The organism is Algoriphagus formosus, assembly GCF_002807035.1.
Classification (GTDB): Bacteria; Bacteroidota; Bacteroidia; order Cytophagales; family Cyclobacteriaceae; genus Algoriphagus; species Algoriphagus formosus.
Window position 1 is genome coordinate 359,598 of record NZ_NIUC01000002.1, and the last position, 23,846, is coordinate 383,443.

Consider the following 23,846-nt stretch of genomic DNA (forward strand, 5'->3'; position numbering starts at 1 on the left):
GTTAAAGTTTCCTGACCCAGGTGACTTTGTTAGAAATATCGTTGGAAAATCTGGACTTAAAAAACATTAAATTATGATTGGCCGAACTTGGCTGATCAGAGGAGCCCAGATCTATGAAGTCCACCTTCAGTTCCATTGCCAAAATAAATAATTGATATAGAAGCATTTCGCCTCCTTGCTTAAGCTGACTTTTTGGGTCTATGGCTGACTGAAAATAATATAATGACTCTGAAGTCAATCTAGTCGCTAAAGTGTGTGCCACAGCTTGGCCCTTTTTTTCTAGCGAAATCAAGAAATAACGCTCTGGATACTCCGACACCTGCGTGATTAACCGAGTTTCATCCAAGTTGGAGTCATAGCCTCTTGACTGATTCCATGATCGAATCTCCTGTAAAAAGCCAAAATTAGAGATTGGCCCTTTTCGAATTGTAAGCTCCCCTTCTTTTATGCGCTTCTGGAATCGATCCTGCTCACTTTGAATCAGTTTCTTAATCTTCTTTTTTCCCAAGAAAAATTGATGAGCCAAAACCTTTTCCTGCCTGAAACCAAGCTTGAAAAGTAAGTAATTCACCAAATCATGGTTTGACTGATAAGGCTTCGGAGCTTGAGTAATTTCCAATTCCAAAACTCCCCTTTTCCGGAGCTCTCCTTGAATCACCAATATGAAGTACTCTAAAGCTTCAGAACTTAGACTATCCTGCATCCAAATTCCTCCAAAAGGAACCTGAGGAAGCGAAATAGCCTTTCCTTGCTCTGAAATACAAATGGTAATCCAAGCCTTGACTTTTTCCTTTTTGACAAGCTTAAAATCAAGGTACTCCCGGTATCCTAGCAACTGCTCATTTGCAAGAAAATAATCTTTTATTTCCGCTCGGCTATCCTGTACTTCAAGGTGATATTGATTGGAGATATCCATCTTAGAGCTTTGCAAATTCCTTTAAATCTCTGATGTAATCGGCTTCTGAAAACTCTCGGTCTGATAATGCAAGTAAGACTGCATCTGAAGAAAAATCAGTCTCTACCCAATGAAGCGGGGGAATCAAAAGACCTCTGGAAGGATGATTTAATTTAAATACTTGCGTAACTCCCTGAGTGTCGGTAGTTTTTGCTCTTATCTCCCCAGCCAAGGCAACAAGCACCTGCGTTTCTTCACGATGAGCATGATTGCCTCGCGAAACCCCGCCAGGAACTGCATGTACCCAAAAGCATCGCTGAATACCATTAGGAAAGAGGTCTTGCTTTTCCCAATAATACAATTCGCCGGCCTGCCCTTTTTCCCCATCAAAATCAATCCATCTGGGCTGACTTGTTTTTTGTGGATGCATCATTACTTTTTGAATCGGACTAAAATTAAGATAAATACCAAGTAAAAAAGGTTACAGTTCCATTAAATTTAGGTTTTCATTTCGAAACCTAGCCAAATAATCTGACCAGTGGAATCCAGAGACGATACAGATCGATTTTTTACCCTAAGCCGAGAAAGTGCCTCCTTATTTAAGGATAGAAACTCTAAATTCCACGCTCATGCTTTCCCTGTCAAATCGGAAGAGGAGGTAAAGGAAAAACTAGCAGAACTCCGAAAGCAATACTACGACGCAAGGCATCATTGCTATGCTTATAGTCTTGGAAAGGATGGAGAAGTCTTCCGGGCAAATGATGACGGCGAACCCAACCATTCGGCGGGAGATCCGATTTTGGGGCAAATCAGATCCTTTGAATTGACGAATGTCCTGATAGTAGTCGTCCGCTACTTTGGTGGAACCAAACTTGGGGTAGGTGGTCTGATTCAAGCCTATAGAACGGCAGCGAAAATGGCTATCGAGGAAAATGAGATTGTGGAAGACTTTGAAAGATGCTTTCTGAAACTCCATTTTCCCTATCCTGTCATGAATGATGTGATGAAGTTGATCAAAAACGAGAATCTCGAAATCGAGTCACAAGAAATGGAGCTGGATTGCAAAATGGATTTATCCTTTCGAAGCAGCTTGAAGGATCAGGTCATTGACCAACTGGAGATAATTGATGGACTGGAGTATAAATTAATCGAAGAGAGGATCTAAGACACCTTCTTCCCTCAGGCGCTTGAAAACTTCCAAACAAGCCCAGGCATCCGTCGCCGCATAGCGTTGCTGCTTTTCCGTCAGTTCTTGTGCCTCCCAATTAGAAACCTGCTCAGACTTGCTGATTCGGATGCCGAGAATCATACCGGATAGATTTCTAACCCCCACATTATGAAATCCTACTTTCTTCAGCTCATCATTCAAGTCAAAAAATGATTGAGGGTAAAAGGAATCAGTGAGCTTGGAAAGGCCTTTAAGGTCATCATGCACTGCGGCACCTATTTTTAAAATGTGCTCATGCTCAAGCAAGGCACGGATTTCATCCGGAAAACCAATTGAATTCAACCGGAATAAAAAAGCCTGCTCTTCGGTCGAAAGCTGTAAAAGTGCTACTTCATTGAAGACTCCTTTTCGGAAGGCAGGTTTGGTCTCTGTATCAAAACCAAGAATTTGCTGCTTAGCCAGAAACTCGACCACTTCCTCCACTTGATCAAGTTCGTCAATCAAGTAAATTTCACCATCAAACTGCCCCAATGGCAGTGCATTTATTTCGTCTTTACTTATTCTTCTGAGATTCATGCCACCTCTAACTCTTCCTCTTCATAAAAGTTGATCCCAATCTTCAGATATCCATATAAAATAGTCATGAATGGGCTGATAATATTAAAGAAACAATACGGTGCGTACACCAATGTTGCTACTCCCAATACGGATGCCTGAGTTGCCCCGCAAGTATTCCACGGAACCAAAACTGAGGTAACTGTCGCGGAATCCTCTAGGGTTCTACTGAGGTTTTCTGGCTTCAGACCTCGTTTTTTGTAAATATCAGCATACATCCTTCCCGGAACCAGGATAGCCAAATATTGGTCGGAAGTAGTTATGTTGAAAAAGATACAAGTCGCAGCGGTACTCGCGATAAGCGATCCAACCTTATGAACTTTACGGATCACCGCTTCTGCCAAAACCTGTAGCATCCCTGTCACTTCCATAATCCCTCCAAACACCATCGCACAGACAATCAACCAAATCGTATTCAACATACCTCCCATTCCTCTTGTGACAAGCAGCTCATTGACGATATCATTGCTAGTCAAAATAGATATCTCCCCATAAAGAGCCATCATTACTGCCTTGAAGCTCAAGTAAGTGTAGGACACTCCAGATTCATTGGCTATGGTTGCGATAATTTGAGGTTGAAAAATCACGGCAAATACTCCACCTAATAAAGCTCCGATGAGCAAAGCTGGGATAGCGGGGACTTTTCTAATAATCAGCACCAAGACTACTGCCGGAACGATAAATAGCCATCCGGTAATATTGAATTTTTCTAAAATCACTGCTGAAATAGCCTTGACATCCTCGACCGAACCACTCACTTCATAATTCACACCGATGATGACAAATAGGATTATGGTAATGGTGATGGAAGGAATAGTTGTTTTTGCCATGTGCCGGATATGGGTAAACAAATCCGTCCCTGCCATAGCAGGTGCAAGATTGGTCGTATCGGACAAGGGAGACATTTTATCGCCAAAATATGCACCCGAAATAATAGCTCCTGCAATGATTCCTTCATCAAAACCAAGCGCTTTACCGATCCCTAAAAGAGCAACTCCTACCGTCGCCACCGTAGTCCAAGAACTACCCGTAGAAATGGATACAATCGCACTGACTACGCATGCCGCAATCAGAAATATCCCCGGACTCAAGACCTGAAGTCCATAATAAATCATCGCTGGAACTATCCCACTCAGGAGCCAGGTACCTGCAAGGGCACCAATGAGAAATAAAATCAAAATACTGGACATGGCAGAGCTAATGCTTTTGACTATGCCATCTTGGAGGGTTTCCCAATGAAACCCTAAGCGATAGACGGCTACTAGGCCAGCTACTGCTGCAGATAAAATCAATACGATCTGATTGGAGCCCGAAAGTCCGTCAGTTCCGAATATCTGAATATTGAACACTAACAAGACAATCAAAAAAATCAAAGGAATGAGCGCGTCAAGTATAGTTGGCGTCTTGGCTTTTTCTTGCATCAAATGTTTAAATAGGATGAACTCCCGAATCTAACCAAAAATTTTAAAACCCTTTCCGTAAGAGATCGGAGAGTTGCCTCCCAACTTCCCAGCCTATTGCTACTCCCATTCCTCCCAGGCGTACTCCCACGGCTGTCCGATCACCGACTTTCTCCAGGATTGGGAGCTTTTTTTGCCCAAATGCCATGATTCCAGTCCATTTGGATTCCCAGGTAATTTTCTGTCCGGGAAAGATGATTGTTTCTGCCAAATTTTCTAAATACCAATCGATAGTGGGATTGACAGCGTTTTCCAGACTCTTTTCACCTTCAAAATCCTTATTTCTACCTCCGCCTAGAAGAAGGCGCCCATCAATCTTTCGGAAGTACACGTAGCCTTTGTCAAAATGAAAACTGCCTTTCCACGGAATCTTTTGCTCAAAAGGCTGACTGACCATTACTAAGCCACGTCCTGGTTCAAGATCAAATTCCGGGAAAAATTGCCCCGCAAAAGCATTGGTGCAGATTGCTACCTTGGATCCTTGAAACTCTATCAGTTCATCCGTCCCAGTCTTTGCACTGATCAATCCCAAATCCTTTTCAACCTTCTGGACATGAGAACCTGTCAGAATTTTAATTCCCAATTCATTTGCTCTGGACCACAAGGCTGAAATATAATTCCCGGGATCCAATTCACCTTCAAACTGATTTTTGACGACCGCCTTTACAGATTCATCAAAACCAAAACTCCGGTAGTTCTTGAGGTTTGAAAAAACGGGCTTTTTGAAAATAGGCTTAAGTAGCTTATTGATCGAGGAAAGCTGATCAAGCGCCTCCAGCTGATCCTCAGTGATCAATTCAAATCCTCCCGACTGCTTGAAATCAAGTGCTTTTCTGCCGAATTCCTTTTGAATGAGCTCTAGTCCCTTGGCTCGTTTTTCTACCAGTTTGACTAACTCATCTTGTGTCATGGACCACATGTCGTCCAAGATTTCAGTTAGTGATCCAAAGCAGGCAAAACCAGCATTTTTGGTGCTGGCTCCACTTGGGAAAGTCCCCCGTTCCAAAATCAAAACTCGGGCTTTTGGCCGCTTCTTTTTGAAATGGATTGCTGTCGAAAGCCCCACAAACCCGGCTCCCACCACTATCAAATCGTAATTCAAAAAATTCTTCTTCTCCCAATAACTCAACATATACTCTTTGGCTTTCTTATTTTCTTTTCAAGATTTTTGATAATTTAATCTAAAGTTTGATATCAGCCCCAAAAAACCGATGCGAAAAATAGAAGAGCTCCTCCACGAATATGGCCTCAGTCACCAGAATCCTACCAATAAATTGATCCACTGGGTATGTGTGCCTGCTATTTTCTTTAGTATCGTAGGCTTGGTTTTCAGCATCCCTACAGGACCACTTCCAGAATACCTCGGCCTTTTGGGAAGCTTCGCTAATTGGGCGACCATCGCACTTTTTTTGGTTTTGGTGTATTACATCACGCTTTCGGCTCCTTTAGCCTTAGGCATGTTTCTGTTTTCTGCGATTTGTCTAGCCTTAGCAAATTTTCTAAGCATCATTTTTCCGGGAAAACTTTGGCTAATCAGCTTAGGGATTTTTGTCATTTCATGGATTATCCAGTTTTATGGACACAAAATCGAGGGCAAAAAGCCATCTTTCCTGAAAGATGTACAATTCCTTTTGATCGGACCTGCCTGGTTGATGCACTTTATCTACAAGCGATTAGGACTCGCCTATTGAAGCTCCTTCTCTTCAGCTTTTTCTGCAAAAATGCCTTCTATTTTCTTCAAAGAAGCTTGATTTTTCTCTGTTTGAATGCTCATCAGAATGGACTTTTTTTCCATTGCAGTCAATCTCCAATTCAAAGAAGCCCGCTTCATCGTCTCTTGGCTACCTGTCAGCTCCCCAGTTTGTACCAATTCCGGTGCATATTCAAATTCTACACGATCCATGTGGAAATTCATGGATTCTGACATATAGTTGAAGAGCACTTCATTTTGAATGGTCTGCACATTATCCCAATTGGAGTAGATATTCTTCAAGGGATTGAAAATCTTTTCGGCGATTCTAGGAAGAGGGCTGGCAGGAATTTGCATGGATTTTTGAGAGTCTCGGATTGTGACCAAGACCACCCCGGAGGTATTTTGACGAATCCAATCTTGAAATACATAGGTGAATCGAAGGGCATCCTGAATCCCAAAATTATCGGAAAGTCCTGTATCCATCGTCTCCATGGCAGGATCAGAAGGCAATTGGATATTGGGAGTAATAAACGGGAAAGTTGCAGACATTCGAATGGCCGTCAAAAACCGTAGGTTTTCCGCATCTTGCTCATCGAAAAATCGAAGAAAATCAACGCTTTGCTTCTTTTCTTCAGCCCCAAACTGACCTTTGATCGAGGTCCCCATGTAAGACATCGAGTGAGGAGATATGATCAATTTCCTTCCGTCATTGGTAATTAATGATGTCACGGGGAGCAATGGGATTTTCGCAGAAAATTCTGGTTCTCGGTAGTCCTTAAGTTGCTTATCCATTACGCCATTTGTGTTTGAATTCAATTGGCTTTCAAAAGCATAGCCTCTGTCCTTCAAATAGCTTTGGCCATTGTAATGGAAGTATTGATTACGAATCAGTAGGTCGTTGACTAAAAGCGAAAAAATAATCGGGTTCAAATTATCTGCTGAAATCTGATCCAAATAGACCGAATCAAGGGGATTGACAGCAGGATTATCCAGAGATTGTAAATAGATCTCTCGGAAAAAAGCCTCTCCCAAAACCCCTCCAGAAGCACCGGTAAATAGCTCTGTATGTTTAAGAATTTTCCCCTGATGCATGTCATACAAATGCTGTAGAACCACAAATGTCCATAATGCAGACCGTTGTCCTCCTCCACTAGCCGCTATCAGTACCAGTTTAGGTTTGGACTCTCCAGTCTTACTTTTCCAATTGTCTAAAATCCGCATCGTATTATTGCGGTCCTTTGCCAAAGTGTCAGGATGCAGCAAGGAGTCCAATCGCTCCAAGGTATATTCAGCAGCAGGAACTTGATAATTCATCCCAAAAGCCTCATGTGGCCTATTGAGAAAAGAGAAATTGGAAAAATAGTTGATGAGTAAAATCGCAGCAAACACCGTGACGGTGGCCCAGCCTCTCAACCAAAAACTCACCGCCCCAACCAACATCACCAAAATCGCAAAAAGTAATAATACACTCATCCCTGCCGGAAGCTGCATTATTGGCTGCTCTCTCAACAAACCTAAGCCGATCACCAAACCAATCAGCAGAACCTGAATCAAAAATAGATTCAGATGATTTTGGTCAAATACTTTCAGCAATTTGGCAGCTTGAAAGCGGGAAATATCCGGCCTGACTGGCTCAAATCGCAAGGCAAGATTAAGGTAACTCCTAACTGACTGAGGCTTATTCTTGATATCCTTGTAGCGACTGATGACATTTTTTCGAGTAAACTTCACTTTCCTCAACCGACGGTCAAGAGTCCCCGCAAAGAGTACAAAAAAGTCTTTGTTGGTAAAGGCAAAATAGCCAAAGATCAGCCCATAGCTAAGAATGCTCCCTATCGAAAATCCTCCAAATAGGATAAATACCTCCCATTCAGAATTTAGATCATTTTGAAGCTGAAATGAAACAAAACGAAGACAATAAGCAAGGTAAAAAAGGAGTGGTATGATCGAATTATTAATGCAAAAGTGAATGAAGGGCTTTTTCAAAACAGCTAAAAAGGAAAACTGTCGACCATCCATGATGTATGTAGTCATATGAAAGGCCATCGTAAAGACCGAAAAACCAACCCCCATCAGAAAAAAGCTCAACCAGGAGACTTCGTGTAGGTACTCAGGATCCAAGAAAAGGAAGGGTATTCCTAAGGTGACACCAAAACCTTCAAAAATGATCAGAAACAGTAATGCCCACACCAGAACTAGTGCTAGATTCTTTCGGATGTGAAGCAGGAAAAGCTGTACAGGAAAGCTAAACCAAATATTTCGGACCATAGTGTTGGATATTCATGAAAAGTTAAAATTTTTCAACCAATGAAAAAATTTAACTCCGAAAGTACTGAGCATCAAAAACTTGAAAAATGCCTTTTCATCAAATCTAGATTTGACCGACTGATCTCATGGACTATTTAATGATATGCTGTACTTTCACAGCCTAAACGAGAAAAAGATGAGAACGTGGTTTTTGTGTAAAGTAAAATACGCCAAAGAAAATGAGCAAGGCCTTCTCAAAAGCATCTCCGAGCAATATTTGGTAGATGCGGTATCCTTCACGGAGGCTGAAGCAATTTTATATGATAGACTAGGATCCCAAATTCGGGGAGACTTTCAGGTCACCGGGATCAGCAAAAGCAATATCGTAGATGTATTTTTCTATGAGGATGCGGATATCTGGCACAAATGTAAAATCACTTACCTAGTAGCAGATGGGGATAGTGGAAAGGAAAAAAAGGTAACCCAATACATGATAGTTACCGCTGAGGATGTCAAACAAGCCTACGATAGAATTCAAGAAAGCTTGAGCAATATGCTAGTGAGCTTTCGGGTGCCAGACATCAGCGAGAGCCCTATCGTGGAAGTATTCAACTATGATTCCGAATTGGAGTCCGAGCCACTTCCAGAAGGGAATTTCAGACCAGTTAATCAAGAAGAGGAGGATTAATTCTCCTCTTCTAGTTTAAGGCATCGGGTTGATTATCAATGACAAACTGTATCAGCTCCTCCACACTCAGGCCAGCTCGCTCTGAGCCATCTCTGATGTCTTCTCGACTCACTTGAGCGGCAAATGTCTTATCCTTCAATCGCTTTTTTACCCCTTTGATTTCCATCCCATCATAGCCTGTAGGACGCATGAGCGAATAGGCATGAACAAACCCACTGAGCTCGTCAAAAGCGTAGAGCATCTTGTCCATTTCACTTTTTGGCTCTACCCCAAAATACCTGGGTCCATGAGAGGCGATTGCTCGGATAATCTCCGGATCAACCTGACGTGACTCAAGCTCTTCGATTATTTTCTTGCAATGTAAATCAGGCCACTGATCCCAATCAGCGTCATGAAGAAGGCCCGCCAGAAACCAGCGATATTGAGTTGATTCATCATACCCTTTTTTCTTGGCATAAGACTTCATAAGATGAGCCACTTGCCGCATATGAACAATCAATTTTTCATTTTTGACCCAGCTATTTAATAATTCAAAGGCTTCACTCTCAGGGAGTACATTTCCAGCATTTTCAGGGTTCCCAAACTCAGACCTTCCGAGGTTTAAATCAATATTTGACATTTCAAACAATTTTAAATGTATTTTATACTATAAATTATGTTTTTTATTTACTTTTGTGCACACCTTTAGTACAATGAAGAATTTGGATGGACTTAATCTCATGGCTCAACTAGCCATTGCCTCAGAATACTTGATGCAAGTCACTTTGGATCGAGAGGGAAAAGTCCTTTCCAGTGATTCGGGGATAGGCCCAGTTCCTTCACTTTTTGACCAATCGAAAAAACCAATGGTTTTCGCCGATTGCTTCCTGTCATCCGACTGGGTAAAATATGAAAATAATCGCATAAAAGCCTGGCAAAACCACCACCAATCATTTTTTGTAGAGCTCCAGAAAATAAACTATCCCGATCAGACTTTATTAAAGACTAAATGGGAGTTCTTCTTTATTTCAGATGATTTTGGGACTTGCCTAGGAATCGGTCATCCTGTGGATGCCCAAAAACCCTACAATCTTGCATTGGGCGAATACATGGATGGAACAGACCGTCCTCATGAATTTTTGGATAGTCTTCTAGAAAATAAACTTCTTGGGTTTTGGGATTTCAATCCATTCGAACAATCCAATACCATCAGTTCAGGACTTGCTCAGACCCTTGGGTATTCGGAAGAAGAAATTGACCAATTAGGAAAAATAGCTTGGGAGAAGCATATCCATAAAGATGACTTTTCCCAATTGCGATCAGACTTGATTCAACACTTCAAATCAACCGGCAATATCCCTTTTAAAAGGGAGTTTCGATTGATTTCAAAGCGTGAGCAAATCATTTGGGTTGTCGGATTTGGCAAAACAACTCAATGGGACAAAGAGGGGAAACCCCAACAGATTCAAGGAATCATCATTGATATCAGTGAGCGAAAAAAGCAGGAAATCTGGTTGAAAGAACATCATTACTTTTTGAAAGACTTGGCTTTTCAGCAGTCTCACACCCTCCGAGCCAGAGTAGCAAATATTATCGGACTTATTGATATTCTAGAAATAGAACAACAATCGCTAGAATCACGACGATTGGTCGAATTATTAAAGAAAGAAACGTCCATGCTAGATTCAGCTCTAAAAAAGAGCATCAAAGAATCTGTCAATCAACAAAAGGCATTCAAAGAAGAGACAAGCGATGCTGACTCTTCTTTAGAATGAGACCTTAAAGATTTCTGATTTTCCATTTTGCTTTCAGATAGCCCCAAATCACCTTGGGGCTCATCCCTTTTTTCCGCGACTCGCTTCTAGCATATCCCACATTTCTTGAGGAATCATATCCAAATTATTGAATTCTCCTGCACCTTTTAGCCATTCTCCCCCATCAATAGTCATCACTTCACCATTGACATAGCTCGAAAAATCCGAAACCAAATAGGCTGCAAGGTTTGCTAACTCCTGATGCTCCCCTACTCTTCCAACAGGTACTTTTTTGGCAGGATCAAACTTCTTCACCAAGTCTCCCGGCAATAATCTACTCCAAGCCCCTTCTGTTGGGAATGGTCCTGGAGCAATGGCATTTGATCGGATTCCGTATTTGGCCCATTCCACAGCAAGGGATCTAGTCATCGCCAGTACTCCCGCCTTTGCCGCTGCTGATGGAACCACATAGCCTGAACCTGTCCAGGCATATGTTGTAACTATATTCAAAAATGTCCCGGCCTGCTTTTTGGCGATCCAATCCTTACCAGCAGTAAGTGTCACTTGTGAAGTTCCTTTGAGAACGATATCAAGAACTGTATTAAAGGCATTGGTAGAGAGTCGCTCTGTCGGGCTGATAAAATTGCCTGCTGCATTATTCAAGACGACATGGATGGTTCCAAAAGCTTCGGTAGCATCTTTCCACATCTGCTCAACTTGCTCTATATCCCGCACATCGCAGGCAAGAGGCAGTACTTTCCCTCCTTTTTCAGCCATCATCTCTTCGGCTGTTTGTTTGAGCACATCTAGTTTTCGGGAAGTGATGATCAGGTTAGCTCCCAATTCTAGAAAATAACTCCCCATGGATCTACCCAAGCCAGTTCCTCCGCCCGTGACCAAAATATTTTTACCTTTAAGTGCCCCTTCACGAAGCATTCCTTCCTTGAAATTCATGTCGAAAATTTATGTTTTTGGGTTAGACTGTCTCTTGATTTATTTTTAGAAAATTTCTTTTAAAATACGATCCACAGAAGATCGAAATCCAAAATAAAATCCAAACAAGATAGTCATCAGGCCCAATATTTGAAAACAATACAGAAAAGAGTATCGCTGAAAATGAAACGTATTTTAATTCTCCTTTTTCCTTTAGCAGCACTTGGCTTGTTTTCCTGTCAGGAGGATGCAGAGCGGACTATCCGAACTGATTTGACCCAAGAAGCCAACCAATTTTTAACCATTTCGGAAGCATGGGGTGAAAGTCTCTTTTTTGCAATGATCAGCTTCAATTCTTATCAAAATATAGAAAGTGATACCCTGCCAGGATGCCCTGAAATATCCGTCAATAGCACGGAAGGCACCGTAACTCTCAATTTTAACTCCGGCTGTGAAGAAGGCGAGTCTGTTCGATCGGGAAAATTAATTCTGCAGTTCCCTCTCTCTGGTTCTAATCAGACCACTTGGTCCTTAGCCTATGAAGGCTACAGTTATCGGGATTGGGAAATGGAGGGTACAAGGTCATTTACTTTTACCTCCCTCCGGAATGTCCGTGAGGAATTTGACGGGCTATCAATTACCACTTCAAATGAATTGAATTCTACGCTTTCGGGCAGCTTCAATCACCAACAGGTACTGAATGGTTTTTCCTTGTCAGAAATAGTTTCCAGAGGAAGTATGCAAGGACTCAATCCTGCTGGACGAAGCATAAAAATGAGCTTGCAGGCTGACCGAATTGCCAATTACACTTGCTTTTTAAGCGGTAAAAGCAGATTGGCAGATTCTGCTGCAGAGCTTTGGGAGGTAACGAGAGGAAACGAAAATCTTAGACACTCATTGACATATACACCTTTGGATTCCTGCCAGACGCAGGTTGATGCCCTCCTACCAGATGGGAGAACGCTACAATTAAGACCATAAAAAAACCCGAAAGCATTAGCCTTCGGGTTTCAAAAATTTGATTGTTGATTAATATCTGTAGTACTCTGGCTTGAATGGCCCTTTTACCTCGACACCGATATATTCCGCTTGATCTTTGGATAAAGTATCTAGCTCCACGCCTAACTTTGAAAGGTGTAGGGCTGCCACTTTTTCATCAAGATGCTTTGGAAGAACGTAAACACCTGGCTGATATTCGTCAGTCTTAGTCCACAACTCAAGCTGTGCCAAAGTTTGATTGGTGAATGAGTTAGACATTACAAATGAAGGGTGACCTGTTGCGCATCCCAAGTTTACCAAACGACCTTCTGCAAGAATGATCAAGTCATTTCCATCGAGGTTGTAAAGATCTACCTGAGGCTTGATAACAGACTTAGTCTGTCCATAGTTTTTATTCAACCAGGCCATATCAATCTCATTGTCAAAGTGGCCGATGTTACACACGATCGTTTTGTCACGCATTGCTTTGAAATGCTCTCCAGTGATGATATCCTTATTACCGGTAGCAGTAACTACGATATCAGCTTCCTTCACTGCATCTACCATCTTCTTTACAGCAAAACCATCCATAGCAGCCTGCAAAGCACAAATTGGATCGATTTCGGTAACAATTACCCTTGCTCCAGCTCCACGAAGAGAAGCTGCGGATCCTTTTCCTACATCACCATATCCTGCTACAACGGCTACTTTTCCAGCCATCATCACATCAGTTGCACGACGAATCGCATCTACCAAAGACTCTTTACACCCGTACTTATTGTCAAATTTAGACTTGGTTACAGAGTCGTTCACATTGATCGCAGGAAGTGGCAAGGTGCCATTTTTCATACGTTCATAAAGTCTGTGAACACCTGTAGTTGTTTCTTCAGATAATCCTTTGATTCCAGCCACTAGCTCAGGATAATTATCCAAAACCATGTTGGTCAAGTCTCCACCATCATCCAAAATCATATTCAATGGCTGTTTCTCTTCTCCGAAAAACAAAGTCTGCTCGATACACCAGTCAAACTCCTCAGCAGTCATGCCTTTCCAAGCATAAACCTGAATTCCGGCAGCTGCGATCGCTGCAGCAGCGTGATCTTGCGTAGAAAAAATATTACAAGAAGACCAAGTGACTTCTGCCCCAAGCTCAACGAGGGTTTCGATCAATACAGCAGTTTGGATAGTCATGTGAAGACATCCAGCGATTCTTGCCCCTTTTAAAGGCTTGGATGCACCATACTCTTCACGAAGCGCCATCAATCCTGGCATCTCTGACTCTGCAAGTTTGATTTCTTTACGTCCCCAATCAGCAAGAGAAATGTCTTTTACTTTGTATTGGATAAATTTTTCAGATTGAATCTCTGACATAGTTATAAATGATTATAGTTTGATTTGCTAAAACTTTTGCAAAGGTACCGCATAAATCCCGCAATCTAAAATGGCTTTGTATAGTCTGGAAAGCGAATAGTCTGAAAATCAAATGACTTAGTGATACCTCCTTTCAATTCCATCTCAAGTTTACCATCTGCTTGCACCGCAATGATTTTCCCTTCAAAGGGACCACTTTCACCTTCAAAGTTTGCCCACTCCTGATAGAGAAATAAATTGGAAAGGTATTCTGTTTGAATTTGAGCGAATTTTCTTTTGCGAAGAATCAAATAATACTGCTCAAGCTGAGTCACAAGCAGACGCAGTAGTTCTTGCAGCGAATAGTCTAAACTTGTCAGCTTTTTCAGTGAGACCGCTTTTCCTGAACCAAAATCGGTCTGATTAATATTCAAGCCAATGCCTACTACCGCCACTTCCCAACCTGACTTGCCTATACTATTTTCAATCAAGACCCCGCCTATTTTTCCACTTTGAGCGACAATCAAATCATTTGGCCATTTGATTTGAATCAAGGGAAAATAATCGGCAAGAACCTTTCGAATTGCGCAGCTTACAGCCATATTGAGATAAAATTGCTCGGACGCATCCAAAAACGTCGGTTTTAACACCAGAGAAAACGTCAGGTTTTTTCCCGGTTTAGACTCCCAGTGATTACCGCGCTGCCCTTTACCTGCTTGCTGATGATCACAAATCACAAGCGTTCCCTCCTGGGCACTCTGATTCCTGACTAATTGGAAGGCAATGTCATTGGTAGAGTGACACTCTGGCAGATATTGAATATCTTTTCCTAAAAAAAGCGTATTGGCAAGAATTTTATACATTTTAAAATGGTTTGTCTTCTTAGCAGGTAGTTTTACAGACCGAAGGCAAAATTAAACGAATAATATGACAGCAGAAGCGTTAAGTCAAGTCATCGCAGATGCAATGGATGATAAAAAAGCCATAGACATCGTTGTGATGGATTTGAGAAATATTAAAAATACCGTAAGCGATTTTTTTGTTATTTGCTCTGCCAATTCTGACACCCAAGTGGAAGCAATTGCAGATTCAATTGAGGAGAAAGTATCCAAAGCAGGTGAAACCTCACCTTACCGGGTAGAGGGCAAAAACAACAATCAATGGGTATTGATAGATTATGTGGATGTAGTAGCCCACATTTTCCTGAAAGATAAAAGAGAATTCTACGGATTAGAAGACCTTTGGGGAGACGCAATTCTTTCTAAGGTTCATGATTGATAGCTAACAAACTTTACTACCTCTTTTCCGTTTTACCATAAGTTTATAGAAATACCAAAAAAATCTAATGAGCGAACCTAATAAGCAAAAGAAGTTTGTCCCCAAACCACCACAGAAGCCCAATTTCCAAATATGGCTAATTGTCGCGGCAGTGGTTGTATTGATTGGACTGACTTGGATACAGCAGCGCGGCGCAACCGTAGACGTTACACAGAAGCGGTTTGAAGATATGTACAATGGTGGTGATGTAGCCAAGGTCATGATTGTGAAAAACATGGACCGAGTAGACATCACCCTCAAGCCAGCAGCGCTGAATGACCCCAAGTATAAAAATGAATTGGAGTCTAATTCTTCCTTTTTCAACCCAAATGGCCCTCACTACTCACTTCAAGTGGCATCTTCGGACAAGTTTGCAACTGACTTTGATGCCTTAGAAGAAAGTGTCCCAGCAGAGGACAGAATTGGATATAGCGTAACCACTGAAGAAAATTGGACATCCTGGTTTGGAAGCTTTGGCTTCCTATTGTTACTCTTTGTCTTCTTCTGGTTTATGATGAGAAGAATGGCAGGACCCTCTGGTCCTGGTGGCCAAATATTCAATGTCGGAAAATCTAGAGCACAACTCTTCGATGCAGAAAACAAGGTCAAAATCACTTTTGACAATGTAGCTGGTCTGGACGAAGCGAAAGAAGAAATTCAAGAAATTGTTGAATTCCTGAAAAACCCTTCAAAGTTCACCAAACTGGGTGGTAAAATTCCTAAGGGAGCACTATTGGTAGGACCTCCGGGAACGGGTAAAACCCTCCTGGCAAAAGCTGTAGCAGGGGAAGCCGGCGTTCCTTTCTTTACGCTTTCAGGTTCTGACTTCGTAGAGATGTTTGTCGGAGTCGGTGCGGCACGTGTACGGGATCTTTTCAAGCAAGCCAAGGAAAAGGCACCATGTATCATCTTCATTGATGAGATTGATGCAATCGGTCGATCTAGAGGAAAAGGCCAAATGCCAGGTTCTAATGACGAGCGTGAAAACACCTTGAACTCTTTGTTGGTGGAAATGGATGGCTTCGGTACGGACTCCGGTGTGATTGTCGTAGCGGCAACCAACCGACCTGATGTATTGGATAGCGCATTGCTTCGCCCGGGTCGTTTTGATAGACAAATTTCGATCGACAAGCCGGATATTGTAGGACGTGAGGCAATTTTCAAAGTTCATTTGAAGCCAATCAAAAGCTCTACAGACGTAGATGCTAAAAAATTAGCAGCTCAAACTCCTGGATTTGCTGGTGCTGAAATCGCCAACGTATGTAATGAGGCTGCTTTGATCGCTGCCCGTAGAAATAAGGAATCTGTAGATATGCAGGACTTCCAAGACGCAATTGACAGAGTCATCGGCGGATTGGAGAAAAAGAATAAGATCATCTCTCCTGATGAGAAAAAAATCGTAGCCTATCACGAAGCAGGTCACGCAGTGGCGGGTTGGTTCCTAGAGCACGCTGATCCATTGGTAAAAGTATCCATCGTACCTCGAGGTGTCGCAGCACTTGGATATGCGCAGTACTTGCCGAAGGAGCAGTTCCTGTATCAAACCGAACAGCTGATTGATGAGATGTGTATGACCTTGGGTGGACGTGCTGCTGAAGAGATTGTCTTTGGCAAGATTTCCACAGGAGCACTCAGTGACTTGGAACGTATCACCAAAATGGCTTATTCCATCGTTTCTGTATATGGTATGAATGAGAAATTGGGAAATGTATCCTTCTACGATAGTAAGAGTGACGGATACAAAATGACCAAGCCTTATTCCGAAGCTACGGCTGAAATGATCGATCAGGAAGTTCATAAACTGATCGAATTTGCCTACCATAGAACGCTCGATTTGCTCAAAGAGCGAAGAGAAGAATTGGAGACTTTGGCCAAAGAATTACTCGAAAAAGAAATTCTATTCCAGTCTGATTTGGAGAAACTAATCGGAAAGCGGCCATTTGCCAAAGAAACTACCTATCAAGCCTATACTAACGGCAAGAATAAAGAAGAGGTAAAGAAGGCAGAAGACGCTGAAGTCAAAGCCAAATCTGAAGAGGTTTCCTCAGAAGCTGAAGACAAGAAAGAGGTTCCCGTCGCAGAGTCTGAGTCTGAACCAGAGACTGATGAAAAGGCGAAAAGCTAATCTTAAATCGCACAATTAATTTGAAAGTCCTGATATCTATCAGGACTTTTTATTTTTGCAGAAAACTCTATCTTTCGATATGACCGGGAAGCCACACAATTATCAACTGAATGGAAAAAAACTCTTTTTTGCATCAGATTTCCATTTAGGGGCTCCCACCAGTCAGGAGAGCAAACTCAGAGAACAAAAAATAATTCAGTGGCTAGGAGAGATTGAGGAAGAGGCTGCCGCAATATTACTGGTTGGAGATATTTTTGATTTTTGGTTTGAGTACAAGGAGGTCATTCCTAAAGGGTTTATTCCTTTTATCTCCAAGCTTCATCAGCTCAGAGAACGTAAAATCCCTATTCTTTTTTTTACTGGAAACCATGATCTGTGGATGAAGGATTATTTCACCCAAGAGCTAGGAATTCCGGTTTACCATCACCCTATCGAGCTATCAGTGAATGGAAAAAGTATTTTGGTAGGTCATGGGGATGGTTTGGGGCCGGGTGACAAGCAATACAAGGTGCTAAAGAAAGTCTTTACCAATCCTTTTGCCCAATGGCTTTTTCGATGGCTGCATCCCGATCTCGGCGTTCGCTTGGCAAAAGCCTGGTCGGGTCATAGCCGAATTTCAAACATTGAAAAAAACGAAAATCACTTTTTAGGCGAAGATGAGTGGCTGTGGCAATACTGCAAAGAGATAGAAACCAGGAAGCATCACGACTATTATGTCTTTGGACATAGACATTTGCCTTTAGAGCTTGAAGTAGGGACGAATGCTACCTATTTTAACTTGGGAGAATGGGTGAGCCAATACACCTATTTGGAATTTGATGGTTCGGAAGCAAAGCTAATGGAGTTTGAAAAATGAAAAAGCTGGCCCTCACTTTGTTTTTTTTAGTCCTTTGGGCAGCGCAAAGCATGAGTCAAGATTTGCTGGAGAACGCCTTGGCTGAGATCGAAATCAATGGTCTTGACCAAGTGTCCATGGATAATCGGGATCAGATATTCATCAGTAGTAGACAAGGTGACCTTTATCTCTACGACTCCAAAGGAAACCGACTAAACTACTTCTCACCTCCACGCCAAGGTCGTATCAGTCAATTGGAAGCTGCTTGGACTGTGAACATTTTTACTTTTTCGGAAGATTTGCAGGAATACCGGGTCCTTGATAGGTTCCTGAACCCGATAGCTGAGCATAATTTCTTTGACGCTTCGATCAACCTGGCCAAAGCTGCCACATTTGGAAACAATAATATCGTATGGGTTTGGGATGAGTCGGATTTGAGTTTAAAACGAATGGACTATTTACGCAATCTGGTATTAGATGCACAACCCCTACCCCTACTCACAGACTCCAAAAACCTGAATATTCTCGAAATGCGAGAATTCAAAAATCGATTGTTTGTATTGGCGCCTGAAGAAGGGGTTTTCGTATTTGATAATCAAGGCAATCTGATTCGCCAGATCAATCTAAAGCAGGTTCCAAATTTATGCCTATACAAGGACTATCTGTTGTGGATTGAAAACGACCACTTGAATACCTATTGCCTATCCACCAAGGCGATTTTCAAGCTTTTTGAAGTCAAAGATTCCAAAGGATCCAAAGTAGTCGTCGGAAATACCAAGCTTCTTTTAGTAGAAGGTGACAAGGTTAAAATATTTAACATGCCTACCCTCCTAAAAAACCTCAAGTAAAAACCATTAGGCATAAAAAAACCGGTCAAATTTTCTGACCGGCTCTTTACTTTTGATCCTAAGATCAGGATATCTTCATCAACTCGATATCAAAAATCAAGTCTTTTCCAGCCAACTGATGATTGGCATCAAGCGTGATTTTTTCTTCGTCTACATGAGTCACGGTCACAGGCATTGGCTGCCCATTTCCTCCTTGCAGGGTTAACTGCATTCCAACTTCAGGGCTGATGTTAGCAGGAACTTGCTCCTTAGGCACATCAATCATCATATCGTCACGACGCTCACCATAGGCTTCTGCAGCAGGGATAGTTACAGTCTTTTTATCCCCTACAGCCATGCCATGAACTGCATCGTCAAAACCTTTAATCATATTGCCATCACCTAGTTTGAAACCAAGTGGCTGACGATTCACAGACGAGTCAAAAACGCTTCCATCCTCTAATTTTCCGGTGTAATGTACCTCTACGGTATCACCTTTCTTTGCTGTCATAATTCTATTTGCTTTTTGTTCGCCTACAAAGGTACAAAGAATAAGCCGAGGGAGAAAACCGTACAGTATCGCAGACAAAGTGTCCGAATTCAGTATATTTATGTACAAAAACGGACATATTTTCTTCAAAACCCTTGAATTAAGCGGGAATAATGGATTGGCATCATTTTCCCCTATTAATCAGAAAAAACAGCAACCATGGAAAACCAAAATCTGGGAAAAATACTCATCATAGACGATAATGAAGATTTGCTTTTCGCTGCAAAAATGCTTCTGAAAAAGCATGCCAAGGAAGTGATGATCGAAAAGGATCCTCGAAGGATTCCCTTTTTGGTCAATAACAATGACTATGACGTCATTCTTCTGGACATGAATTTCCGGGAAGATACTACCTCCGGAAAGGAAGGTTTCCATTGGCTAAAGCAAATAAAAGAGATCGATCCCAAGGCAGTGGTGATTTTGATTACTGCTTTTGGTGATGTGGAAATGGCTGTGCAGGCACTCAAAGAAGGAGCGACCGATTTCATTTTGAAACCCTGGCAAAATGAAAAGCTGATTGCCACCCTTTCCTCTGCGATCAAGCTAAAGGAAAGCTACAACGAAGTTGATAAACTCCAGAAAAAGCAAAAGACCCTTCAGACTGACCTTAAGAAACCTTACACGGATATCATCGGGAGCTCGGCTTCTATGAAAAATATCTTTTCTATAATCGACAAAGTAGCGCAAACAGACGCCAATGTGTTGATTTTGGGAGAAAACGGTACCGGTAAAGAATTAATTGCCAGAGCAATCCATGAGCGATCCCTTCGAAAGGATGAAATCTTCGTCGGTGTGGATATGGGTGCCATTACAGAAACACTGTTTGAATCAGAACTTTTCGGACATAAAAAAGGAGCCTTTACCGATGCAAAAGACGATCGGGCCGGTCGTTTTGAGGTAGCGGATCAGGGCACACTCTTCTTGGATGAAATTGGAAACTTATCCATGCCATTACAATCAAAGCTTTTGACAGTATTGCAAAGACGCGAGGTGACACGAATTGGTACCAACAAGGCTATCCCAGTCGATATTCGTCTGATTTGTGCGACCAATATGCCCCTTCATGAAATGATCATGGACAATGGTTTTCGGCAAGATTTACTATACCGAATCAATACAGTAGAAATTTTCCTTCCACCCCTTCGGGAGCGTCAGGATGATATCCCTCAATTGGCCAATCATTTCCTGAAAATCTACGGGCAGAAGTACAGAAAAACGCTCAGCGGATTTACTGATTCTGCGATGGATCTACTTCAGCGTTATTCCTGGCCAGGAAATATCCGAGAGCTTCAGCATGCCATCGAACGGGCTATCATCATGTCCGAAGGGGATGAATTGGATAGCAGAGATTTCTTTTTCCTATCAGCGAAACCTACTTCAGAAAAAGCCCCTGTCTCCACCACCTTGAACCTGGATGACATGGAACGCTCTACGATTCAGCGAGCAATTGACAAAAACGGCGGAAATATTTCTAAAGCTGCCAAGGAGTTGGGACTTACCAGAGCTTCTCTATACCGAAGATTAGAAAAGTATGGACTTTAAGGTAGGCTTATTGGGCCGAATCGCCCTGCTCTCTTTTTCCCTTTTTGCTTTAGGATATTCCATTGCAGATGAATGGGGGGTCTTCATGACTTCCCTTTTTATCATTTTGGTAATCATTCAAGTTATTTTCTTCCTTAGATACGCTGAGAGTTCATTTAAAAAGGTGAGAACCTTCCTCGATAATATCAAGCAAGATGAATACTCGCAGGTCTACCCTGTCAAATTTGACGGTACAGAGACTGATGATCTTCATATAGAATTCAATGCCATTCTGGCAAAGCTAAAGGAAGATCAAGCCGAAAAGGAAGCCAATTACCAGTACTTCCGCTCTGTATTTAAGCACCTGAGTATCGGACTTATTACTTTTGGTGAGGATGGAAAAATCCAACTTTTGAATGTCGCTGCTAAACGAATATTGGACTTAGATGAACTCAAAAACATCGAGCAGATAGAGTCTGTCAATAAAGAGCTTTATCGAGCGATTCATGAATTAAAGACCGGAGGTAGCGAACTGATTAAAATTGCCCATCCGGACGGCATTATGCAGCTCTCCGTCTATGTCATCGAATTGATGATGCGAGGAGAGCAATTTAAGCTGGTATCCCTTCAAAACATTCAATCCGAACTCGAAGAAAAAGAAATGGAAGCCTGGCAAAATCTCGTGAAGGTGCTGACCCATGAGATCATGAATTCCATTACACCTATTTCTTCTCTTGCCGGTACGATAAAAAGCGACATCGAGCAGAAACTAGAGCATGCGGAGTCAGTTTCAGATTCGGATTTGGAGGACTATCTGATGGGTATCGCCACAGTAGAAAAACGCTCAGAAGGTTTGATCAATTTTGTATCGGATTTCAGGAGTTTGGCGCATATTCCAGCACCGAAGTTTAGTAGTATCCGGCTTTCTCAGCTATTCGATCAGCTTCAGGTACTTTTCCACCATCAGTTGGAGAACAAAGGAATCACATTTCGTAAGGAGCTTGATCCGGAGGAGTTAATTCTATTTGGGGATCAAACACAAATCGAACAAGTACTGATCAATTTGGTGCAAAATGCGATTCAGGCAGTGGAAGATTCTGAGCAAAAACTTGTCAGGCTACGGGCATTTATCGATGAGGCAGGGAAGATAATTTTGGAGGTCTGCGATACCGGAAAAGGGATCGAAGAGGAAGCTTTGAGCAAAATTTTCATTCCATTCTTCACCACCAAGAAAAAAGGATCTGGAATCGGCCTGAGTCTTTCCAAGCAGATTATGCGCCGCCACAAGGGAAATATCCAAGTACGGTCCCAATTGGGTGAAGGAACCACTTTCAAACTGATCTTTAACGGGTAGTATGGACCAAATTTTCGATTGGTGTGTTAGCTTTCTTTATTGGCTATCTGATCTTTTTGGAATGTCTTATAAAGAAATCAATGTTTGGATTTTTGTGATTATTTGGCCCCTCATTATACTCGTTCAAGGCCTGTATATTATCCGGCTAAAGAAGAAGCTGAGAAAATACGGAGAGCCCAAATCCTAGAAGTAATTTAAAGAAGTTAAGATTACATCCCGGACTTTGCTAACCTGATATTTTTAGCATTAGGAAGTGCAGAATAGATGACAAATTTTCCATTCTCATCTTCCATCAACTGTAAAGTAGACACTTCTTCCTCAAAGGCTAAAGCCACCTCAGACCAGGTTTTGGGCACGTAAGTTTTCAAAGTCAAGGGCTCTTGATACAGCTCTGTATCCAATGAACAAGTCAAGTTTAAAAGTATTTCATCGGATTTTTTTTCGGTTGTAATCGTAGTCGCCTTTCTTTCACGAAGATACTTTGTCACATTCCGAAAAGGAGCGATCCATAATTGATCTTCATGAGCTTTTAAATAAGAAAAATACTCGACTAACTCTTCACGTTTTTTGGGCTCCCACCCCAAGTTTTCGACACCATGATAGACCAAAACCAACCAAGTGTTGTCATGATTCATTACTGTATCTGCCCAAGACTTTGCCTCTTCGGTAGAAGTTCGAGTCAATGGTCCTCGCTGCCATTGCACATATTCTTTCTCTGACTGTCCCGGGGTAAGTCGGCTACCTCTATTGATTTCTTCCAGCCAATCCTCCGGCATTCTATTTCTCAGGGAGTGGTAAACCTGATGAGCATAGCTCATGACACGTTCATTTTCTGTTCCATATGGACACTCGGCTGAAAAGATGGATTCTTCACCGATAAATTTCAATAAATCAGCCTTACTCTGTTCTATCTCGTATTTCAAATTGACTTCATCTAGTACTGCCAACCTGGGATGGGTCACCGTATGCGAGGCTATTTCATGCCCCTGAGCCGAATAAGATCGATACTGATCCCAAGTAGTCGTATCCTCTACATTGTCATGAAATACAATATCATCGGTATCCTTCATTTGACCATTTCGGATTTTTGCATAGCCTTCATCTGTCAGGGAATAGGCCTCTTCAACCTTCCCTTGCTCATACAAAGACCCAATTCGACTATGGTAGTCTACAGCCTCGGAAGTGCCCGTATACGCTATCAGTGAAGCTCTTTCAAATAAATTACTGCTATCTGTTGGAACCTGACCAGTCTCATTTATGATCTCCTGTGCATCTCTTCCAATAAATTTACCTTTTCCCGAACCTTCAATCTTTCCTGTAATAATATAGAATGTCCCCTTCAGGTCTAGGCTGTCCAAAATTGGTTTTGCAATTGTCAATTGATTGATGATTCCATCATCAAAGGTGATAGAAACGGCTCCTGACTTATTGCCCTGCCACTTGGTAATTTCGGTTTGTCCTACCAGCGGATCTTGAGGGTCACAAGAAGCGAAAAGAAGTAAAGCGAAGAATAAAGTGCAGATATATTTCATGAATTTTCGACTGTGAATCATTCTA

The 23,846-nt window shown here is 42.0% G+C and carries 23 protein-coding genes; 11 read left to right on the top strand and 12 right to left on the bottom strand.

Features of this window, described 5'->3' with window-relative positions; all coding sequences use genetic code 11:
• Window position 1 precedes the first annotated feature (1 nt).
• Both CDH51_RS07580 and CDH51_RS07585 read right to left on the bottom strand, forming a co-directional pair.
• On the bottom strand, window positions 2–916 hold the full coding sequence (locus CDH51_RS07580; protein ID WP_100628092.1) for a hypothetical protein: 915 nt from the start codon (window positions 914–916) through the stop codon (window positions 2–4).
• 1 nt (window position 917) lies between these two features.
• Entirely contained in the window at window positions 918–1,328 is a 411-nt protein-coding gene (locus CDH51_RS07585) for a sugar 3,4-ketoisomerase (RefSeq protein ID WP_100628093.1), read from the bottom strand.
• A 105-nt stretch (window positions 1,329–1,433) separates the two neighbouring features.
• On the opposite strand from CDH51_RS07585, the gene CDH51_RS07590 reads away from it, so the two are divergent.
• Entirely contained in the window at window positions 1,434–2,060 is a 627-nt protein-coding gene (locus tag CDH51_RS07590) for an IMPACT family protein (protein ID WP_100628094.1), read from the top strand.
• Here the strand turns inward: CDH51_RS07590 and CDH51_RS07595 are convergent.
• From CDH51_RS07595 to CDH51_RS07605, 3 genes are read right to left on the bottom strand one after another with little or no spacing between them, the layout of a single operon-like run.
• Window positions 2,040–2,639, bottom strand: a complete 600-nt coding sequence (locus CDH51_RS07595; protein ID WP_100628095.1) for a 3'-5' exonuclease — start codon at window positions 2,637–2,639, stop codon at window positions 2,040–2,042. The two genes, CDH51_RS07590 and CDH51_RS07595, sit on opposite strands and share 21 nt — an antisense overlap.
• Window positions 2,636–4,099, bottom strand: coding sequence for a Na+/H+ antiporter NhaC (gene nhaC, locus CDH51_RS07600; RefSeq protein ID WP_100628096.1), 1,464 nt, complete (start codon window positions 4,097–4,099; stop codon window positions 2,636–2,638). Before nhaC ends, CDH51_RS07595 begins: the two co-directional genes overlap by 4 nt.
• Before the next feature lie 43 nt (window positions 4,100–4,142).
• On the bottom strand, window positions 4,143–5,270 hold the full coding sequence (locus CDH51_RS07605; protein WP_100628097.1) for an NAD(P)/FAD-dependent oxidoreductase: 1,128 nt from the start codon (window positions 5,268–5,270) through the stop codon (window positions 4,143–4,145).
• A 79-nt stretch (window positions 5,271–5,349) separates the two neighbouring features.
• Here CDH51_RS07605 and CDH51_RS07610 point away from each other — a divergent pair, with 79 nt between their 5' ends.
• On the top strand, window positions 5,350–5,829 hold the full coding sequence (locus CDH51_RS07610; RefSeq protein WP_100628098.1) for an Mpo1 family 2-hydroxy fatty acid dioxygenase: 480 nt from the start codon (window positions 5,350–5,352) through the stop codon (window positions 5,827–5,829).
• Here the strand turns inward: CDH51_RS07610 and CDH51_RS07615 are convergent.
• Window positions 5,823–8,099 (bottom strand): patatin-like phospholipase family protein, encoded by a 2,277-nt coding sequence (locus CDH51_RS07615; protein WP_100628099.1) that lies wholly within the window; start codon window positions 8,097–8,099, stop codon window positions 5,823–5,825. The two genes, CDH51_RS07610 and CDH51_RS07615, sit on opposite strands and share 7 nt — an antisense overlap.
• 175 nt (window positions 8,100–8,274) lie before the next feature.
• On the opposite strand from CDH51_RS07615, the gene CDH51_RS07620 reads away from it, so the two are divergent.
• Window positions 8,275–8,766: a DUF4494 domain-containing protein gene (locus tag CDH51_RS07620; protein ID WP_100628100.1), complete on the top strand. Its 492-nt coding sequence runs from the start codon at window positions 8,275–8,277 to the stop codon at window positions 8,764–8,766.
• A gap of 10 nt (window positions 8,767–8,776) precedes the next feature.
• On the opposite strand, the gene CDH51_RS07625 is transcribed toward CDH51_RS07620, so the two are convergent.
• Window positions 8,777–9,385: an HD domain-containing protein gene (locus CDH51_RS07625; protein WP_100628101.1), complete on the bottom strand. Its 609-nt coding sequence runs from the start codon at window positions 9,383–9,385 to the stop codon at window positions 8,777–8,779.
• A 73-nt stretch (window positions 9,386–9,458) separates the two neighbouring features.
• Here CDH51_RS07625 and CDH51_RS07630 point away from each other — a divergent pair, with 73 nt between their 5' ends.
• The gene (locus tag CDH51_RS07630; RefSeq protein WP_100628102.1) at window positions 9,459–10,520 is read left to right on the top strand and encodes a PAS domain-containing protein; all 1,062 of its coding nucleotides are present in this window, start codon (window positions 9,459–9,461) and stop codon (window positions 10,518–10,520) included.
• Between the two features lie 60 nt (window positions 10,521–10,580).
• Here CDH51_RS07630 and CDH51_RS07635 read toward each other — a convergent pair whose 3' ends face one another.
• Window positions 10,581–11,453: an SDR family oxidoreductase gene (locus CDH51_RS07635; protein WP_100628103.1), complete on the bottom strand. Its 873-nt coding sequence runs from the start codon at window positions 11,451–11,453 to the stop codon at window positions 10,581–10,583.
• 162 nt (window positions 11,454–11,615) lie between these two features.
• Here CDH51_RS07635 and CDH51_RS07640 point away from each other — a divergent pair, with 162 nt between their 5' ends.
• Window positions 11,616–12,413: a hypothetical protein gene (locus CDH51_RS07640; protein WP_100628104.1), complete on the top strand. Its 798-nt coding sequence runs from the start codon at window positions 11,616–11,618 to the stop codon at window positions 12,411–12,413.
• A 48-nt stretch (window positions 12,414–12,461) separates the two neighbouring features.
• On the opposite strand, the gene ahcY is transcribed toward CDH51_RS07640, so the two are convergent.
• Together ahcY and CDH51_RS07650 are read right to left on the bottom strand one after the other, a co-directional pair.
• Window positions 12,462–13,781 carry an adenosylhomocysteinase gene (ahcY, locus tag CDH51_RS07645; protein WP_100628105.1) on the bottom strand — a complete coding sequence of 440 codons (1,320 nt, stop codon included), beginning with the start codon at window positions 13,779–13,781 and terminating at the stop codon, window positions 12,462–12,464.
• Between the two features lie 65 nt (window positions 13,782–13,846).
• A complete protein-coding gene (locus tag CDH51_RS07650; RefSeq protein ID WP_100628106.1) occupies window positions 13,847–14,623 on the bottom strand; it encodes a biotin--[acetyl-CoA-carboxylase] ligase in 777 nt (258 codons plus the stop codon).
• Window positions 14,624–14,687: 64 nt separating this feature from the next.
• On the opposite strand from CDH51_RS07650, the gene rsfS reads away from it, so the two are divergent.
• The 4 genes from rsfS to CDH51_RS07670 all read left to right on the top strand — a co-directional run bounded on the left by rsfS (window position 14,688) and on the right by CDH51_RS07670 (window position 18,885).
• Window positions 14,688–15,038, top strand: coding sequence for a ribosome silencing factor (rsfS, locus tag CDH51_RS07655; RefSeq protein WP_100628107.1), 351 nt, complete (start codon window positions 14,688–14,690; stop codon window positions 15,036–15,038).
• A 67-nt stretch (window positions 15,039–15,105) separates the two neighbouring features.
• Window positions 15,106–17,202: an ATP-dependent zinc metalloprotease FtsH gene (gene ftsH, locus CDH51_RS07660; RefSeq protein ID WP_100628108.1), complete on the top strand. Its 2,097-nt coding sequence runs from the start codon at window positions 15,106–15,108 to the stop codon at window positions 17,200–17,202.
• Window positions 17,203–17,281: 79 nt separating this feature from the next.
• On the top strand, window positions 17,282–18,058 hold the full coding sequence (locus CDH51_RS07665; protein WP_100628109.1) for a UDP-2,3-diacylglucosamine diphosphatase: 777 nt from the start codon (window positions 17,282–17,284) through the stop codon (window positions 18,056–18,058).
• 50 nt (window positions 18,059–18,108) lie between these two features.
• On the top strand, window positions 18,109–18,885 hold the full coding sequence (locus CDH51_RS07670; protein WP_198514286.1) for a hypothetical protein: 777 nt from the start codon (window positions 18,109–18,111) through the stop codon (window positions 18,883–18,885).
• Between the two features lie 64 nt (window positions 18,886–18,949).
• Here CDH51_RS07670 and CDH51_RS07675 read toward each other — a convergent pair whose 3' ends face one another.
• Entirely contained in the window at window positions 18,950–19,378 is a 429-nt protein-coding gene (locus CDH51_RS07675; RefSeq protein ID WP_024284967.1) for an FKBP-type peptidyl-prolyl cis-trans isomerase, read from the bottom strand.
• A gap of 195 nt (window positions 19,379–19,573) precedes the next feature.
• On the opposite strand from CDH51_RS07675, the gene CDH51_RS07680 reads away from it, so the two are divergent.
• Window positions 19,574–20,956 carry a sigma-54-dependent transcriptional regulator gene (locus CDH51_RS07680; RefSeq protein ID WP_100628111.1) on the top strand — a complete coding sequence of 461 codons (1,383 nt, stop codon included), beginning with the start codon at window positions 19,574–19,576 and terminating at the stop codon, window positions 20,954–20,956.
• On the top strand, window positions 20,946–22,289 hold the full coding sequence (locus tag CDH51_RS07685; protein ID WP_024284965.1) for a sensor histidine kinase: 1,344 nt from the start codon (window positions 20,946–20,948) through the stop codon (window positions 22,287–22,289). The genes CDH51_RS07680 and CDH51_RS07685 overlap by 11 nt, the downstream gene beginning before the upstream one ends.
• Before the next feature lie 209 nt (window positions 22,290–22,498).
• On the opposite strand, the gene CDH51_RS07695 is transcribed toward CDH51_RS07685, so the two are convergent.
• Complete coding sequence (locus CDH51_RS07695; RefSeq protein WP_157807069.1) at window positions 22,499–23,821, bottom strand: polysaccharide deacetylase family protein; 1,323 nt, start codon at window positions 23,819–23,821, stop codon at window positions 22,499–22,501.
• Window positions 23,822–23,846: the final 25 nt, after the last annotated feature.